General features: G+C 63.9%; 23 protein-coding genes and 1 pseudogene. 12 read left to right on the top strand and 12 right to left on the bottom strand.

The window, feature by feature from the left end; all coding sequences use genetic code 11:
- Positions 1-237: 237 nt before the first annotated feature.
- Entirely contained in the window at positions 238-828 is a 591-nt protein-coding gene (locus K0H76_RS12100) for an SDR family NAD(P)-dependent oxidoreductase (protein WP_258933153.1), read from the bottom strand.
- A gap of 519 nt (positions 829-1,347) precedes the next feature.
- On the opposite strand from K0H76_RS12100, the gene K0H76_RS12095 reads away from it, so the two are divergent.
- From K0H76_RS12095 to trxB, 10 genes and pseudogenes are all read left to right on the top strand, one after another.
- Positions 1,348-1,749, top strand: coding sequence for a radical SAM protein (locus tag K0H76_RS12095; protein WP_258933152.1), 402 nt, complete (start codon positions 1,348-1,350; stop codon positions 1,747-1,749).
- A 722-nt stretch (positions 1,750-2,471) separates the two neighbouring features.
- Positions 2,472-2,792, top strand: coding sequence for an alpha-hydroxy-acid oxidizing protein (locus K0H76_RS12090; RefSeq protein ID WP_258933151.1), 321 nt, complete (start codon positions 2,472-2,474; stop codon positions 2,790-2,792).
- The gene (locus K0H76_RS12085) at positions 2,726-3,016 is read left to right on the top strand and encodes an alpha-hydroxy-acid oxidizing protein (protein ID WP_258933150.1); all 291 of its coding nucleotides are present in this window, start codon (positions 2,726-2,728) and stop codon (positions 3,014-3,016) included. Before K0H76_RS12090 ends, K0H76_RS12085 begins: the two co-directional genes overlap by 67 nt.
- 138 nt (positions 3,017-3,154) lie before the next feature.
- The gene (locus K0H76_RS12080) at positions 3,155-3,316 is read left to right on the top strand and encodes an alpha-hydroxy-acid oxidizing protein (RefSeq protein ID WP_258933149.1); all 162 of its coding nucleotides are present in this window, start codon (positions 3,155-3,157) and stop codon (positions 3,314-3,316) included.
- A 22-nt stretch (positions 3,317-3,338) separates the two neighbouring features.
- Positions 3,339-4,001, top strand: a complete 663-nt coding sequence (locus tag K0H76_RS12075; protein ID WP_258933148.1) for an alpha-hydroxy-acid oxidizing protein — start codon at positions 3,339-3,341, stop codon at positions 3,999-4,001.
- Between the two features lie 253 nt (positions 4,002-4,254).
- Positions 4,255-4,548, top strand: coding sequence for a creatininase family protein (locus tag K0H76_RS12070; protein ID WP_258933147.1), 294 nt, complete (start codon positions 4,255-4,257; stop codon positions 4,546-4,548).
- 4 nt (positions 4,549-4,552) lie between these two features.
- Complete coding sequence (locus tag K0H76_RS12065; RefSeq protein ID WP_258933146.1) at positions 4,553-4,726, top strand: hypothetical protein; 174 nt, start codon at positions 4,553-4,555, stop codon at positions 4,724-4,726.
- Positions 4,727-4,814: 88 nt separating this feature from the next.
- Positions 4,815-5,138, top strand: coding sequence for a glycosyltransferase (locus K0H76_RS12060; RefSeq protein ID WP_258933145.1), 324 nt, complete (start codon positions 4,815-4,817; stop codon positions 5,136-5,138).
- Positions 5,071-6,138: a hypothetical protein gene (locus K0H76_RS12055; protein ID WP_258933144.1), complete on the top strand. Its 1,068-nt coding sequence runs from the start codon at positions 5,071-5,073 to the stop codon at positions 6,136-6,138. The genes K0H76_RS12060 and K0H76_RS12055 overlap by 68 nt, the downstream gene beginning before the upstream one ends.
- A 34-nt stretch (positions 6,139-6,172) precedes the next feature.
- A pseudogene (trxB, locus tag K0H76_RS12050) lies at positions 6,173-7,160 on the top strand (thioredoxin-disulfide reductase).
- A gap of 788 nt (positions 7,161-7,948) precedes the next feature.
- Here the strand turns inward: trxB and K0H76_RS12045 are convergent.
- Genes K0H76_RS12045 through mftR form a run of 3 tightly spaced genes read right to left on the bottom strand, consistent with a single transcriptional unit; the run spans position 7,949 to position 9,385 of the window.
- Positions 7,949-8,077, bottom strand: a complete 129-nt coding sequence (locus K0H76_RS12045) for a GMC family oxidoreductase N-terminal domain-containing protein (RefSeq protein WP_258933143.1) — start codon at positions 8,075-8,077, stop codon at positions 7,949-7,951.
- Positions 8,074-8,811, bottom strand: a complete 738-nt coding sequence (locus tag K0H76_RS12040) for an FAD-dependent oxidoreductase (protein ID WP_258933142.1) — start codon at positions 8,809-8,811, stop codon at positions 8,074-8,076. Before K0H76_RS12040 ends, K0H76_RS12045 begins: the two co-directional genes overlap by 4 nt.
- Before the next feature lie 4 nt (positions 8,812-8,815).
- The gene (gene mftR, locus K0H76_RS12035; RefSeq protein WP_258933141.1) at positions 8,816-9,385 is read right to left on the bottom strand and encodes a mycofactocin system transcriptional regulator; all 570 of its coding nucleotides are present in this window, start codon (positions 9,383-9,385) and stop codon (positions 8,816-8,818) included.
- A gap of 225 nt (positions 9,386-9,610) precedes the next feature.
- Here mftR and mftA point away from each other — a divergent pair, with 225 nt between their 5' ends.
- Both mftA and mftB read left to right on the top strand, forming a co-directional pair.
- On the top strand, positions 9,611-9,724 hold the full coding sequence (gene mftA / locus K0H76_RS12030; protein ID WP_146341667.1) for a mycofactocin precursor MftA: 114 nt from the start codon (positions 9,611-9,613) through the stop codon (positions 9,722-9,724).
- A gap of 57 nt (positions 9,725-9,781) precedes the next feature.
- Positions 9,782-10,039 (top strand): mycofactocin biosynthesis chaperone MftB, encoded by a 258-nt coding sequence (gene mftB, locus K0H76_RS12025; protein ID WP_258933140.1) that lies wholly within the window; start codon positions 9,782-9,784, stop codon positions 10,037-10,039.
- Here mftB and K0H76_RS12020 read toward each other — a convergent pair whose 3' ends face one another.
- From K0H76_RS12020 to K0H76_RS11985, 8 genes are all read right to left on the bottom strand, one after another.
- Complete coding sequence (locus K0H76_RS12020; protein ID WP_258935403.1) at positions 10,040-10,558, bottom strand: ABC transporter ATP-binding protein; 519 nt, start codon at positions 10,556-10,558, stop codon at positions 10,040-10,042. It lies immediately after the preceding gene.
- A 99-nt stretch (positions 10,559-10,657) separates the two neighbouring features.
- Complete coding sequence (locus K0H76_RS12015) at positions 10,658-11,209, bottom strand: ATP-binding cassette domain-containing protein (RefSeq protein WP_258933139.1); 552 nt, start codon at positions 11,207-11,209, stop codon at positions 10,658-10,660.
- Positions 11,210-11,221: 12 nt separating this feature from the next.
- The gene (locus tag K0H76_RS12010; RefSeq protein WP_258933138.1) at positions 11,222-11,833 is read right to left on the bottom strand and encodes a hypothetical protein; all 612 of its coding nucleotides are present in this window, start codon (positions 11,831-11,833) and stop codon (positions 11,222-11,224) included.
- A gap of 151 nt (positions 11,834-11,984) precedes the next feature.
- The gene (locus K0H76_RS12005; RefSeq protein WP_258933137.1) at positions 11,985-12,194 is read right to left on the bottom strand and encodes an ATP-binding cassette domain-containing protein; all 210 of its coding nucleotides are present in this window, start codon (positions 12,192-12,194) and stop codon (positions 11,985-11,987) included.
- Between the two features lie 219 nt (positions 12,195-12,413).
- Entirely contained in the window at positions 12,414-12,800 is a 387-nt protein-coding gene (locus K0H76_RS12000) for an ABC transporter permease subunit (RefSeq protein WP_258933136.1), read from the bottom strand.
- Positions 12,797-13,090 (bottom strand): hypothetical protein, encoded by a 294-nt coding sequence (locus K0H76_RS11995; RefSeq protein WP_258933135.1) that lies wholly within the window; start codon positions 13,088-13,090, stop codon positions 12,797-12,799. Before K0H76_RS11995 ends, K0H76_RS12000 begins: the two co-directional genes overlap by 4 nt.
- A gap of 143 nt (positions 13,091-13,233) precedes the next feature.
- Positions 13,234-13,509 carry an ABC transporter permease gene (locus K0H76_RS11990; RefSeq protein ID WP_258935402.1) on the bottom strand — a complete coding sequence of 92 codons (276 nt, stop codon included), beginning with the start codon at positions 13,507-13,509 and terminating at the stop codon, positions 13,234-13,236.
- Positions 13,449-14,066, bottom strand: a complete 618-nt coding sequence (locus K0H76_RS11985; RefSeq protein ID WP_258933134.1) for an ABC transporter permease — start codon at positions 14,064-14,066, stop codon at positions 13,449-13,451. The genes K0H76_RS11990 and K0H76_RS11985 overlap by 61 nt, the downstream gene beginning before the upstream one ends.
- Between the last annotated feature and the right edge of the window lie 91 nt (positions 14,067-14,157).

The following is a 14,157-nucleotide window of genomic DNA, read 5'->3' as shown; positions in this document are numbered from 1 at the left end:
CGCGCATAGCTGCGCGTCCGTCACGAGGGTGAAGGGGCCCAGGGGCGAACTCCGATTCTCCTCCCAGTAGACGGGGAGTCCGTGAGGAAGGGAATCGCAGCTGCGCGGTCTTCGTGGATCGGTTCCTGGGGAAAGGACTGTTCAATCGCTCGGTGGCGCTTCACGACTCCGGCCTTGAATTCGGGGTGCGTCAGAATAAACATGTCCCCACGTCGTAATCCGTGGAGCACCCGCCTACTAAGCCTCTTCGGCAGACATGTACGGCTGCTGCTTGGCCCTTGCTGCGAACTCGGCTGAAGCGGGCGCATACCCCGACTCGCCGTAGTGCGACGGTCTCGTGCTGGTGCCGAGGGCGATGTTGCTGTGCACCGGTCCGGGCAGATAGGCAGAAACGCCGATCTGCTGATCAAGCAGCTCAATGTGCAGCGCCTCAGAGAGAGCGATGATGGCGGCTTTCGTCATGGAGTACAGGTAAGCGACGATGGGCAGCAGTCCGCCCATCGAGGACGTGTTGATGATCCAGCCTCCCTCGCCGTGTTCCTGGATCTTCGGCAGGAACGCTTGGATGCTGTGGCCGACGCCACGAATGTTGACATCGATGACCCAGTTCCAGTCATCTTCGGTGGCGTCTGCCACCGGACCGGTCAGGCCGATTCCGGCATTGTTGACCAGCACGTCCACTCTGCCGTAGCGAGTCTGCACGTCATCCGCCAGTCCACGCATACTTCCAAGGTCAGTGACATCCACGCGTTGGCCCTCGACCTTGAGGCCCTTCGAGCGGAACAGGTCGCGGGTCTCATCCAGCAGGCTCTGGCGCCGGCCCGTCACGATCACCTTCATGCCTAGCTTCGGCGAAAGCTAAGGCGATGCCTCGGCCGATGCCGCTTGAGCCGCCGGTCACGACGGCCACTTTCTTATCCATACTTCGCATCGGCACTTCTGCATCCATGCTCTGATGCCACCATCGGCCGAGGCAGTCAGGGGTGTCTTCCGTGAGGCAGAAGGAGCACCACACGGATGGCACTCGGTGCCATTAGTGTGGGATGCATCACACTGATGGGTGCTTGTTCGGCCTCCGTCAGAGTGGGACTTCTGCAATGTGTCGATGCAACCGAAAGGCAGCTCTCATGACGGCAGAGCCCGTTGCCATGGCCCGACCTTCAGCTTCCGCGGGGCTCCTGCTGGCGCGAAGCCGATGCGCCTGGTGGACCACTTCGAATATGGGCTGGATGCGCCCATATGTCTGACGTGGGAACTGACCTACGCGTGCAACCTCACATGCACGCATTGTCTGTCCAGCTCAGGGCGGAGGGACCCCGCGAGCTCAGCACCGAGGAGTGCAAAGCCGTGATCGACGAGCTGCAGAGGATGCAGGTCTTCTATGTGAACATCGGTGGTGGAGAGCCTACGGTCCGAAGCGACTTCTGGGAGCTGCTCGAGTACGCCACGAGCAACAGCGTCGGCGTGAAGTTCTCGACCAATGGCGTGAAGCTCACTCCCGAGAATGCAGCGATGCTCGCGGCGAACGACTATGTGGATGTGCAGATTTCCTTGGACGGCGCGGACGCCGAGGTGAATGACTATATTCGCTCCGCGGGCTCGTACGACATGGCCATTCGAGCCATGGAGAATCTGCAGAACGCGGGTATGAAGAACTTCAAGCTCTCCGTCGTCTGCACACGATGGAACATCCCCAGTTGGACGAGTTCAAAGCGATTGCGGATCGATATGGAGCCCAGCTGCGCCTGACACGGCTTCGCCCCTCGGGGCGGGCCGTCGACGTGTGGGACGACCTGCACCCGACGAAGGAGCAGCAGAGGAGCTTTACGAATGGCTGCTGGCCCACGGTGAGGATGTTCTCACCGGCGATTCGTTCTTCCACCTCTCTGCCTTCGGCGAATCGCTGCCTGGACTCAACCTCTGCGGCGCAGGACGCGTGGTCTGCCTCATTGACCCTATCGGCGAGGTCTACGCGTGTCCTTTCGCCATCCACGATGACTTCCTTGCGGGAATGTACGTGACGAGGGCGGATTCGAAACGGTCTGGAAAGAGTCGACGCTGTTCAAGGATCTGCGCGAACCGCAGGCAGGCGGAGCCTGCTCGACCTGTTCCTTCTTCGACAGCTGCAAGGGCGGCTGTATGGCCGCGAAGTTCTTCACCGGACTGCCCCTGGACGGCCCGGACCCGGAATGCGTGCGCGGCTTCGGCGAGGAGCTGCTCAACGATCGCGACGGCGCTGAGCTCCCCAAGCCCTCTGGGGACCACTCGCACCGCACCTCACCGCCAAGACCACGAGCGGGCTCGAGCTACCTACGACGAACCGCAAAGTCTCCGTCACGATTGGGGCCAAGCCGCCGGCGCCGAGCGCCCCTCCTGTCTCCGCATGCAATGACAATCCGCTGGCCGGATTCGCGCCCGACCAGGCGGCCGCCGAGTAATTCAAGCCCAAAGTCACCTAAGGAAGCGACCCCATGGCCAACCACTGGTTCGAAACAGTCTCCCTCGCCGAGCAGCGGGCCAAGGAGCACCTGCCGCCCTCCGTATACGGCGCGCTGATAGCCGGTTCAGAGAAGGGCGTGACCATCGAGCAGAATAAGGAAGCCTTTGCTCAGATCGGATTCGCGCCGCACGTGGCCGGGCACAAGCCTCACCGCGAACTGAGCACAGAAGTCATGGGCATGCAGCTCTCCATGCCTGTGCTGATCTCCCCACAGGAGTGCAGGCGGTGCACCCAGAAGGAGAGATCGCGGTGGCGCGCGCTGCCGCCAATAGGGGCACCGCCATCGGATTGAGCTCCTTCGCATCAAAGTCGGTCGAAGACGTCGCAGCGGCGAACGAGAACACGCTCTTCCAGATGTACTGGTGCGGCACCCGGGAGCAGATGCTGCAGCGCATGGACCGCGCAAAGAAGGCCGGGGCTCGAGGCATTATCGCCACCCTGGACTGGTCCTTCTCCAACGGGCGGGACTGGGGAGCCCCTGGATCCCCGAGCGCTTGGACCTCAGAACGGCCATGAAGTTTGCGCCCCAGGCGCTCACTCGCCCGAAATGGCTCTACAGCTTCCTGAAATCGGGCCGCGTTCCCGACCTCACCGCACCGAATCTCCAGGCACCCGGGAGAAGCGCCCACCTTCTTCGGCGCCTATGGAGAATGGATGGGCACTCCACCGCCTACCTGGGAAGATGTGGCCTGGCTGCGCGAGCAGTGGGACGGACCATTCATGCTCAAGGGCGTCACCCGCATCGACGACGCCAAACGTGCGGTGGATGCCGCGTCACCGCGATCTCAGTGTCGAATCACGGGGCAACAACCTTGACACAACGCCGGCGACCATCCGTGTGCTGCCCGGCATTGCGGAGGCCGTGGGCGACGAGATCGAAGTGCTCCTCGACGGCGGTGTCCGCCGCGGCTCCGATGTGGCTAAGGCCGTGGCACTGGGTGCTAAGGCGGTGATGATCGGGCGGGCCTACCTCTGGGGTCTGGCGGCGAATGGTCAAGTAAGCGTCGAAAACGTCCTGGACATCATGCGCGGGGGTCTGGAGGCCGCGGTTCTCGGGCAGGGCAAGGCGTCGATTCATGATCTCTCTCCCGACGACCTTGTGGTGCCGGAAGGATTCTTCCTCCGCCTGGGGAGCCCCGTGACACTGCGGGTCCGGTGGTCGACACCAGGAACTCGACGAGTCGCACAACAGCCGCCAGCGACGCCGCTGCGACGGGGTAACCCCGCAGCCTCGACCGACTGCCGCCCTCAGCAGCCAATGATGCAGACCGTCGGGCCCCAGCTGCAGCTCAGCCGATGGCCGTGGCCGGAGATTCACGAGCCCGTTGTTCTGCTGCCGCTGGGGTCCACCGAGCAGCACGGCCCCCACCTGCCGGTCGATACTGACACCCGCATCGCGCAGGCTGTCGCCGAGCAGCTGGGGCAGCGTCTCAGCGCCGACTCCGAGAACGTCCTCATCGCTCCCGCGGTCGCCTACGGAGCCAGCGGGGAGCATGCTTAAACTTTCAGGGCACCATCTCGATCGGGCATGAAGCACTGGGCGCTCTGCTGCTGGAATACGGCCGCTCTGTGTCGGACTGGGCGGCGAGGCTCGTGATTGTCAACGGTCACGGTGGGAACGTGGCGTCCCTGTCCCGTGCGGTGCCCCGCCTTCGCGACGAGGGCAGGAGACCGGATGGCTGCCGTGCGCCAACGGCTATGGCCTGCCCGGTCCGGAAGAGGACGCGCACGCGGGCCGAGTGGAGACCTCACTGATGCTGCACATTCAGCCTGATCTCGTTCACCTGTCCAAGGCAGAACCAGGCGTCATCGAGCCGTTGGAGAAGATTCTGCCTGACCTGATGGCGGGCGGGGTCAAAGCAGTGGCGTCCAACGGTGTGCTGGGTGACCCCACAGGCGCCGATCCAGCCGAGGGAGAAGAGCTGCTCAGCTCTGTCGTCGAGAGTGTCTATCGTCGCTACCGGGCATGGAATGTGGCAGAGACCGGCTGTCTCGCCCTGCTTAAGCGGAGCAGCGATCAGGATGATAGAGGACTGACGAAGCAGTGAGCATATGAGCACCCCGGGAGAGGACAGGCTGGCTCTGCCGCTCGGCGCCTCAGTGCGGCTCAACGCCCACACATACGTGTTCGACGCAGGACGGATCCTCATGGGAGGCTCCCCTCCCGAGTGGCGCGGCTCACCCCCAGGCGGCACAGGCGTTCTCGCATGCAGATTCGGACCATGACCGAAAGACGCTGCCTCAGAAGGGGCGGCGGCTCACGATCACGGGGGCGACCAGCCAACGTGTAGCCGGATACCTGGTGAGGGTAGGCATGGCCGATCCCGAGCCGGAGACCCTGCCAGCACTGAGCACCGCTGACATCACCGTCGTCATCCCCTGCTTTCGCAGAACCGAGGCGCTGCGCAGGCTGCTGCAGAGCGTCGCCGCGGAGCTTCCCACCTCCTCGGTCATCGTCGTCGACGACGCCTCCGGCGACGCCAGCCCGCAGATCGCAGCTCTCTGCAGGACCTTCGGCGCCCAGGTCATGAGACTCTCTGAGAACGGAGGACCCGCGGCCGCGAGAAACCATGGGCTGGCACAGGTGCAGACTCAATTCGTTGTGTTCATCGACACAGACGTCGTGCTGCGCGCCTAAGCAGCATCCCCTGCTGCTGCGACACTTCGCAGATCCGCAGCTCGCTGCCGCAGCTCCCCGCGTTCGGGGCCTTCCGCAGAAAGAGTCAAGCTGGGTCCTGAGGTACGAGAACGCCCGGTCCTCACTGGACCATGGTCCGGATGCCTCCTCAGTGCGCCCGCACTCGCCACACTCCTGGCTCTCGACCACCTGCCTGCTCGCCCGAACCAGAGCAATCGGGGAAGGCTTCCGCGCTGACATGCGAGTGGCCGAGGATGTCGACCTCGTGTGGCGCCTTGTCCATGACGGGTGGCGAGTCCGCTACGAGCCGCAGTCCGTCGTCGAGCACCAGCACCGTTCCAGCGTGGAAGCCTGGCTCGGCCGCAAGTTCATCTACGGCACCGGAGCGGCGCTGCTGGCACAGCGGCACGGAGCACTCGTCGCCCCTGCTGTGATGTCTCCATGGGCGGGCATCGTTCTGGGCGCGCTCGCAGCCCAGAGGGCCTGGTCAGTGCCTGCGGCATCCGCCGCCACCCTGATCGCCACGGCGGTCAATCTCCATCGGCTGCGCAGGACGACGCCAGAGCTGGGCGCACGCACGGTGCTGGCCCTCCGGCTGTCGACCTTCGGACTGACCTCCGCGGCAGCCCAGGGTCTGGCACTGACGCTTCGCCACTGGTGGCCTGCAGCCGCAGCTGCGGCGAGCATCTCTCCGCGCGCTCGCCGTCTTGTGCTGATGGCCGCACTTGCAGATGCAGGATGGGAGTACGGGCGGCTGAAACCCCGGATGGACCCCTTCCGCTTCGCCCTGGCCCGTCGGCTGGACGACTGCGCCTACGGCCTGGGTGTGTGGATCGGGGCGTGGCGTGCGCGTTCAGTCCGAGCGCTGCTGCCGACGCGACCCAAGCGGTCCCGGGTTAGCTGCTGCGCAACGGCCGCACAGGGCCGTCGCCGCCTCCTCCACGTTCCATGTGATGGAACGAACTCTGTTCGAGGACGCGAAGCCGGTGACCATGAGTGAGTGACGCAGCACTCTCTAGCATGAAGGACCCATCGTGACAGAACAGACCCCAGACCTGGTCCATGACCTCATCATCGTCGGCTCCGGCCCTGCGGGTACACCGCTGCCGTCTATGCCGCCCGAGCCAACCTGAAGCCCATACTGCTGGCCGGATCGGTGACCGCAGGCGGTGAGCTGATGAACACCACCGATGTGGAGAACTACCCAGGCTTCCCCGAAGGAATCATGGGGCCCGACCTCATGATGAAGATGGAGCAGCAGGCGCGTCGCTTCGGCACCGACATCCGTCACGAGGACGCCGCGGCACTGATCCTGGACCGCCCCATCAAGGAGGTCACCACCGGCGCCGGAGCCGTGCTGCACTCGAGGGCCGTCATTCTCGCCACCGGGTCGGCCTACCGTGAGCTGGGCGTCCCCGGGGAGAAGGAGTTCTCGGGGCACGGAGTGAGCTGGTGCGCCACCTGCGACGGCTTCTTCTTCCGTGAGCAGCACATCGCCGTGGTCGGCGGCGGCGACTCCGCCATGGAGGAAGCCCTCTTCCTGACCAAGTTTGCCTCCCGTGTGACGGTCGTGCACCGCCGTGAGGAGCTTCGAGCCTCCAAAATTATGGAGGATCGGGCGAAGGCCAATGAGAAGATCAGCTTCCTCTGGAACGCGGAGGTGACCGAGGTTCAGGGCGAAGACAAGGTCAGTCGCCTGATTCTCCGGGACACCGTGACCGGAGATGCGTCCGTGCTCGACGTCACAGGAGTGTTCGTCGCGATCGGTCACGACCCCGCACGGCCCTGTTCCGAGACCAGCTGAGGCTCACTGACGCGGGCACTGCCTGGGTCGACGGTCGAAGCTCCAGGACCTCCCTCCCCGGCGTCTTCGCTGCCGGGGACGTTCTGGACCCCACGTATCGCCAGGCCATCACGGCGGCAGGCTCAGGCTGCACCGCTGCGATCGACGTGGAGCACTGGCTGGCTGATGCGGCGGAGTCCGACGCGGCCGACGACGCGGCTCTGCAGACCGCGGGGTGACGAAGCCGGACGGCTACGCCATGGCGCGCGCGATCATCTCTCCGATGAACACTGCAGTGTTCGCCGGTCCCCGCGAGGAGCTGAGGGCAGCAGAGACAGGTCCGCCACTCGCAGACCTTCCACGCCGTGCACCACTCCTGCGGAGTCCGTCACAGAGTCGGCGCGGGACGCCGGTCCCATCCTCGCGCTGCCGCACGTGTGGAAGCGGAGACCGATATGTGCGCGCAGCCGCCTCTGCCACGTCGCCTTGTCGTCCATCACCGCCCCAGGCGCTCTCCGGCTGAATCCGCAAGAAGTGCGCGCACAGGTTCCGCGTCCAGCACATCCACCGCGGTCCGCATGCCGACGCGGAGCCTCTCAGGTCCTCCCCGGCAGTCAGGAAGCGGTAGTCGATGTTCGGCGGACTGAACGGACTGTTCGAACGGAGCGAAATCAGACCTCGGGATTCGGGGCGCTGGAGGCCGACCAGCAGCGAGTAGGTTCGCCGTGCGAGGTCAGTTTCAATTCCGAAGAGGCGGCTGTGGGGCACCGACGTCAGGAGCAGCTCGATATCACCTCGTTCTGCTGATCGGGGCTCAGAGGTCTGCCGCGGTCCGCCCCCGGCGCACCGTCTGGCCGAGTTCCGGCTGAAAAGTTCCAGGAGAGCGTGAAGGCGGTTGCGGCGTCGGTCTGCTCAACCCCGGGCGCACCACCAGGGGCAGGCCGACGTCCGGATGCTCGCTCACTCCCTGGCCCACGCCGGGGAGCTCTGCACGCACGCTCACTCCGTGACGGTGCAGCTGTTCGGCCTACCCGATCCCGGACAGAAGGAGCAGCTGCGGTGTTGCGATAGCCCCTGCGGTGAGCACCACTTCTCCGCAGTCGATGCTCTCCACGCTAAGCGGCAATGCCTCCATGGGCAGCAGCACTGACGTCAACTCCGACGACTCGCCGTCCATGAAAGCGCAGTCTGAGCGCGCGAGAGCTCCCCGGACCTCCAGGTTGGGCCGCTCCTAGCCGGTGCCGCGTACTGCATCCCGGGATGCAGTCGGACACCGCCGATCGAGTTCATCGGCACAGGACCTATACCGGGTATGCCACCGGCGTTCTTGTCTGCTTCCCACACGGCACCGCCGCTGAGCGCTGCGGCGAGAAAAGAGTCGTCCAATGGTCCTGATGCACCCTCGCGCGGAGACTGTGTCCACACGCGAGCAATCTTCATGGGCCCCGTTCTGCCATGCAGCGTCGAATCCGGATAGTCCAGGTCCGTCTCGAGTGCTCGGAGAATCGGGAGGGCGTTGGGGTACGACCATGACGAGTGGCGCGGGTCGTCTCCGGAGGCGGCCGCCCATTCGGCGAAGTCTCCCGGGTGGGCCCTTACGAAGTACCCCATTGATGGCCATCGACCCGCCCAAGGCCCTGCCGCGGGCCACCTTCCACTCCGCCCCTCGAACAGGGAACTGGGGTAGTCCCAGTTCAGGTCGTGGCCTGAGTAAACTGACTGCAGGGAGCTCGTAAGCTGCGAGTCTCCGGTGTGCGTCTCGCCCGCTCCGGGGACTGGCCCAGCTTCGATGAGCAGAACAGACATGTCTGGGTTCTCGCTGAGTCGGGCCGCAAGGGCGCAGCCGGAGGCTCCGCCGCCTACCACCACGACGTCGTAGTGCTTGGTCATGTCGTCAGTAAGCGAACACTGCGCGGACGTCGTGAAAACCGCCGCTGATCAAGTCAGCCAGCACGAGTGAATCATCGACCAGCCACTCCTCGTAGGCCGACAGGCTGATGCCCAGACAGACCTGGCCCAGGGTGATCGCCATATGGGAGTCCCGCGCCACGCCGAGACGCTCTGCCACGAACTCTGCCACCACCCTCCTCCAGGCCTGGTACCGGAGGGCAGAATGGGCCACCAGGGTCGGGGTGGTCAGGAGGACCGTCATGCGTTGACGCAGAAAAGGGACTTCATCGTGCGGAAAGCGGTTGAAGTCGACGACCGATTCCCGCAGTGCGTCGAAGAGCGGGGTCTCTGCGGGTGCTTGAGCCAGCCGGGAACGCATCCGGAGCAGGAGACCGTCGAAATCGCCCCATGGCAAGTCATTCTTAGAAGAGAAGTATCGGAAAAAGGTGCGACGGCCAATGCCTTCGGCTTCCGCGATGTCTTCGACCGTGACATGGTCGAATCCATACTTGATGAAGAGATCCAGACCAGTGCGGCCCAGGCTGTCAGCAGTGGTCAGTCGCGCTCTGCCCACCCGCCTGGGAGGGCTCTTGCCTGGCGCTGCTGCAACAGCCTGCATCACACCTTCACCTCAGCACGACTCGCTCAAGTTCCACATCACTCTTCCGCCTGACAGTAGTCGGAGGGGGTTTTCCCTCCATCTCTTCTCATCGACACTCTGTGCCAATACTATGATGCATATCACGTTCTGAATCCGCTGTCTCGAATTTCCTGACGGCTCAATCGAAAGGACTGTCCCATGAACGACCACATCGAGCCCGACCGAACGGACGCAGAGGACACAGAGAGCACAGTGGAGGCGGATTCGTTGATCGAGGAAGTCTCCATCGACGGCATGTGCGGCGTGTACTGAGTCTCCGTGACAGTGTTTGACCCAGAATCGGCGTGGAAGCTGAGTTCACAGGTGTCGGTGCGGCCTGAGCCGTTCGGCGCCCTGCTGTACCACTTTGGAACCCGCAAGCTGTCCTTTCTCAAGGACCGCACCTTGGTGCAGATCGTCGAGTCCCTGCGCGACCAGCCCAGTGCTCGTGCGGCAATCGTCGCCATGCGGCGTAGCGGAACCGTCTCAGGACGTCTACATCAGGGCCGTGAGCTCTTTGGTGGACTCGAACATGGTGGTCGCCCAAGAAGCCTAGACGAACAGACGCAGAGGAGGGGCTGGAGATGATCATCTCCAGCCCCTCCTCTGCGTCTGCGGGGCGGCTACACCGATGCCGCGGCCGCCGCTTACCGGGTTACCGGTTCGGCAGCATCTGGCCAGGCTCCAGCGGGAAGTGGCACGCGACTTTGTGCGGTCTGCGGCTGCCGTCGTCCACGTCGCTGGGGATCGGTTCAACCTCGGCGCAGATATCCTGCGCCAAAGGGCAGCGCGTGCGGAAGCGACAGCCGGACGGGGGTCCAGCGGGGACGGCGGATCGCCCTTCAGCGGGACGGGCCGTTTGGCCTCTCCGGTCTCGACGTTCAGTATCGGAATCGAATCCAGCAGGGCGCGGGTGTAGGGGTGCCGGGGAGCGTCATAGATGGTCTCGGCCGGTCCGATCTCTGCCAGTTGGCCGAGGTGCATCACTGCAACTGAATCACTGATCTGCTTGACCGTGGCCAGGTCGTGAGCGATGAAGAGGTAGGCCAGGCCAATGTCCTGGCGCAGCTCCTCGAAGAGGTTGAGCACTTGGGCTTGAATGAGCACGTCCAAGGAGGAGATGGCCTCATCGCAGATGATGAGAGCTTAGCTCGAGCGCGACAGCGCGGGCGATGGCTACGCGCTGGGCCTGCCCGCCGGAAAGCTCTATGGGTCGGCGATTGCAGTAGATGCTGGGGTCGAGGCCGACGATCTCCAGGAGCTTCTCGACGCGCTCCCGACGCTGCTGCTTGGACATATTGGTATGCCCCAGCATGGGTTCGGAGATGACATCAGACACGCGCCAGCGGGGTTCAGCGAGCCGAAGGGGTCCTGATACACCATCTGCATTTCGGCGCGCACGGCCCGAAGGTCCTTTCGGGACATGCCGCTCATGCGTCTGCCGCGAAACTCGACGGTCCCCGAAACTGGCTCCTCCACGTTGATCACGGCGCGGGCCAATGTCGATTTTCCGGAGCCCGTCTCACCGACGATGCCCAGAGCTTCGCCCGGGTACAGCTCGAACGAGACGCCGGATAGCGCATGCACTGTTCCGGTCTTCACGCCTCCCGGCCCGCGGGTGGCGTATTCCTGGACCAAATCTTTGACCACGAGCAGCGGCTCCTGCTCCGAAGCCGCCCCACTGTGCGCGGCGGAATCTGGCACTTCCCGCGTGGATGCGGAGGGCACAGTGCCGATGTTCGCTGATCTGCCGGTCATCGTTTGGCTCTTTCATCTAGTGATGACGCGAATCCATCGCGTCCTTCTGTCGATGCTGGGTCCTCTGGACGGGCGCCTTCCTGCGCATCTGCCGTGAGAAGCTCTGCGGTTCCCGCAGTCTCCAGCCGCTGACCGCCGACGGGATGCCAGCACGCGTAGCTGTGCTGGTCGTTCTGCTGCGCCAATGGCGGTTCCTCCTCCGTGCACACGTCCGTGGCGCGGGGGCAGCGTGGAGCAAAGGGGCACCCCTGCGGCAGGCTGCTCAGGTCCGGGGTGTCCTCCGATGACCGTGAGTTTGGAATGCGGGACTGTGGTGAGCTGCGGAACGGCCCCCAGGAGTGCCTTGGTGTAGGGCATCTGCACGTTGCTGAACAGGGATTTGGTGTTCGCGTGCTCGACGACCTTGCCTGCGTACATCACCATCACATCGTGCGCATAGTTCGCAGCCAGGCCGATGTCGTGGCTGATCATGATGACCGCAGTTCCCAGCCGCTCCTGAATGTCCACGAGCAGCTCCATGATCTGAGCCTGGGTGGTGACGTCCAATGCTGTCGTGGCTTCGTCGGCGATGAGAACTTTGGGGTCCGAGGCCAACGCTATCGCGATGACGATGCGCTGCCGCATGCCCCGGAGAGCTGGTGGGGATACTGACTGATCCGCGTTTCCGGCGAGGGCAGACGCACCAGCTTGAGAAGCTCGATGGCCTTCGCTTCGGCGGCGTGCTTCTTCATCGGGCTATGGAGCCGTATTGCCTCCATAATCTGGCTTCCCACATTCATCGTCGGGTTGAGGATGCCGCCGGGTCTTGGAAGATCATGGCGATCTCTCTGCCGCGGACGCTCATCAGAGCCTTCTCGCTGAGACCGACGAGCTCCCGCCCGTTGAGCCGGACCGATCCGGTCACTTTCGCACTCGGCGGCAGGAGCCCCATCAGGGCCCGCACTCCGACCGACTTGCCGGAGCCGGATTCGCCGATGATGGCCAAAGTCCGGCCGGGGACAGCTGATAGTTCAGGCCATTGACTGCTTGGACCTCGCGACCGTGTTTGGCGAACACCACTCGGAGGTTCTCAACCGTCAGCACTGGCGCGATATCTGGTCCTGGCTCGTTCTGATCCACGTGGCTCCTCTCTGCCTGCAGTGAGCTCATCGTGTGTTCACCTCATCTCGAATGCTCTCGCCCAAGAGGTTGAACGACAGCACGGTCACCAAGAGTGCCAGGGCAGGCCACAGCACAAGCTGCGGGGTGGCGGACATTGACTGTTGGGCCTCATAGACCATGTTTCCCCAACTGGGGTTGGGTGCGGGATGCCCAGGCCTAAGAAGGACAGTGCACCCTCCGTGACGATCACTATCGCCATGCCAAGCATCAGGAAATTCGTCAGTTGCGGCACAATATTGGGAACGATGTGGCGGAAGAGAATGCGCCACCACGGGCTGCCTGCCAATTGAGCCGCTTGCAGATACGGCATGCTCATGACTTTCATCGTCGATGAGCGTGCGATGCGCGCCACGGCGGGAATGCTGAATGCTGTCAGGGCAATGATGGTGTTCGGCAGGCTCGGCCCCAAGACCTGGGCCAACACGATCACGAGGACCAGTGAGGGAACGCGATAAGAACATCCAGGACTCTCATGATCGCGGTGTCGGATTTTCCTCCGAGATAGCCCGAGATCGCTCCGACCGATCCGCCGACCACCAAGCCTATGACGTTGACGCCGATGCCGACGGTGAGAGAGGCCTGGCCGCCGTGGATGAGCCGCGACAGGACATCGTTGCCGTTGACGTCGGTGCCCAGAGGGTGGCCGGGGACCCGGGGGCAGTGCGCTGTCCAGCACGCTGCCCCCGACCGGGAGTGCAGCGGCAGGACGTACGGCCCCACGAAGCAGAGCAGGATCAGCAGTACGACGGTGCTGCCCGAAATCAAGTGATCATGCGGCGCCTGAACGTGGACCAGCGAACAGCCTAGCTCGCGGTGAGGTCGGAGCAGGGGCGGCGGCTCCGAGTTCGGGCCTGGTTGGTGCACTAGTGACTGCCATATCGAATCCTAGGGTCGAGAACGGCATACATGATGTCGACGAAGAGGTTGGCGAATATTGCGACGGCCGCGAAGATGAACACGCAGCTCTGCACGACCGCAAGATCCAGGCTGATCACGCCTTGCAGCATCAGCATTCCCATGCCGGGCATGGCGAAGATCTGCTCAATGATGACCGTTCCGCCGATGAGTGCTCCGATGTTCAGTCCCACGAGTGTGAGCAGCCCGAAGCTGGAGTTCCTGAATGCATGGAGCCAGAGAATCCGCCAGATGCCTGCGCCTTTGGCGCGAGCTGTATCGATGTAGTGGCTCCGAGCAGCTGCTCGCCCAGATCACCTCGAAGGAAGCGAGCGTAGAAGCATGCCATCGGGATGGCGAGAGCCAGCACCGGCAGGGTGACGGAGCGCAGATTGTCGATCAGGCTGACCTGGACAGGAACATAGCCGATGGTAAGCAGCATCTGCAGGGTCACTGCGAAGACCAGAACAAGAAGCAGAGCCATCACGAAGTTGGGTATGGCGAGGAGAGTCATGGAGAGCACCATGATGAGCCGGTCGACGATTCCTCCGGGCTTACGTGCCGCAAGAAGAGCGACCGGCAGAGCCAGCGCCACCGAGAGCACGAACGCCAGCCCGACCAGTTCAAGCGTCACGGGAAGTCGCTCGGAGAGCAGCTCGGCGACCGGTCGGCCGTTCACGGATGAGACGCCGAGGTCACCTCGGAGAAACCCGAACAGCCAGGTGATGTAGCGTTCGGGAGCCGGACAGTCGAGCCCCATGCGCTCGCGCACCGCCTGGACCTGCTCCTCCGTGGCGTCCATGCAGGCCTCATTCCGGGCGGGATCCCCGGCATGGCTTCGAGCAGGATGAAGACGAGAATGCTCACTGCCAGGAGAAGCGGTACGGCCAGCA

It is taken from the genome of Nesterenkonia pannonica, from assembly GCF_019575955.1.
GTDB lineage: Bacteria > Actinomycetota > Actinomycetes > Actinomycetales > Micrococcaceae > Nesterenkonia > Nesterenkonia pannonica.
Note: the sequence above shows the minus strand (reverse complement) of the source record. Positions and strands in the feature narration are given on the sequence as shown.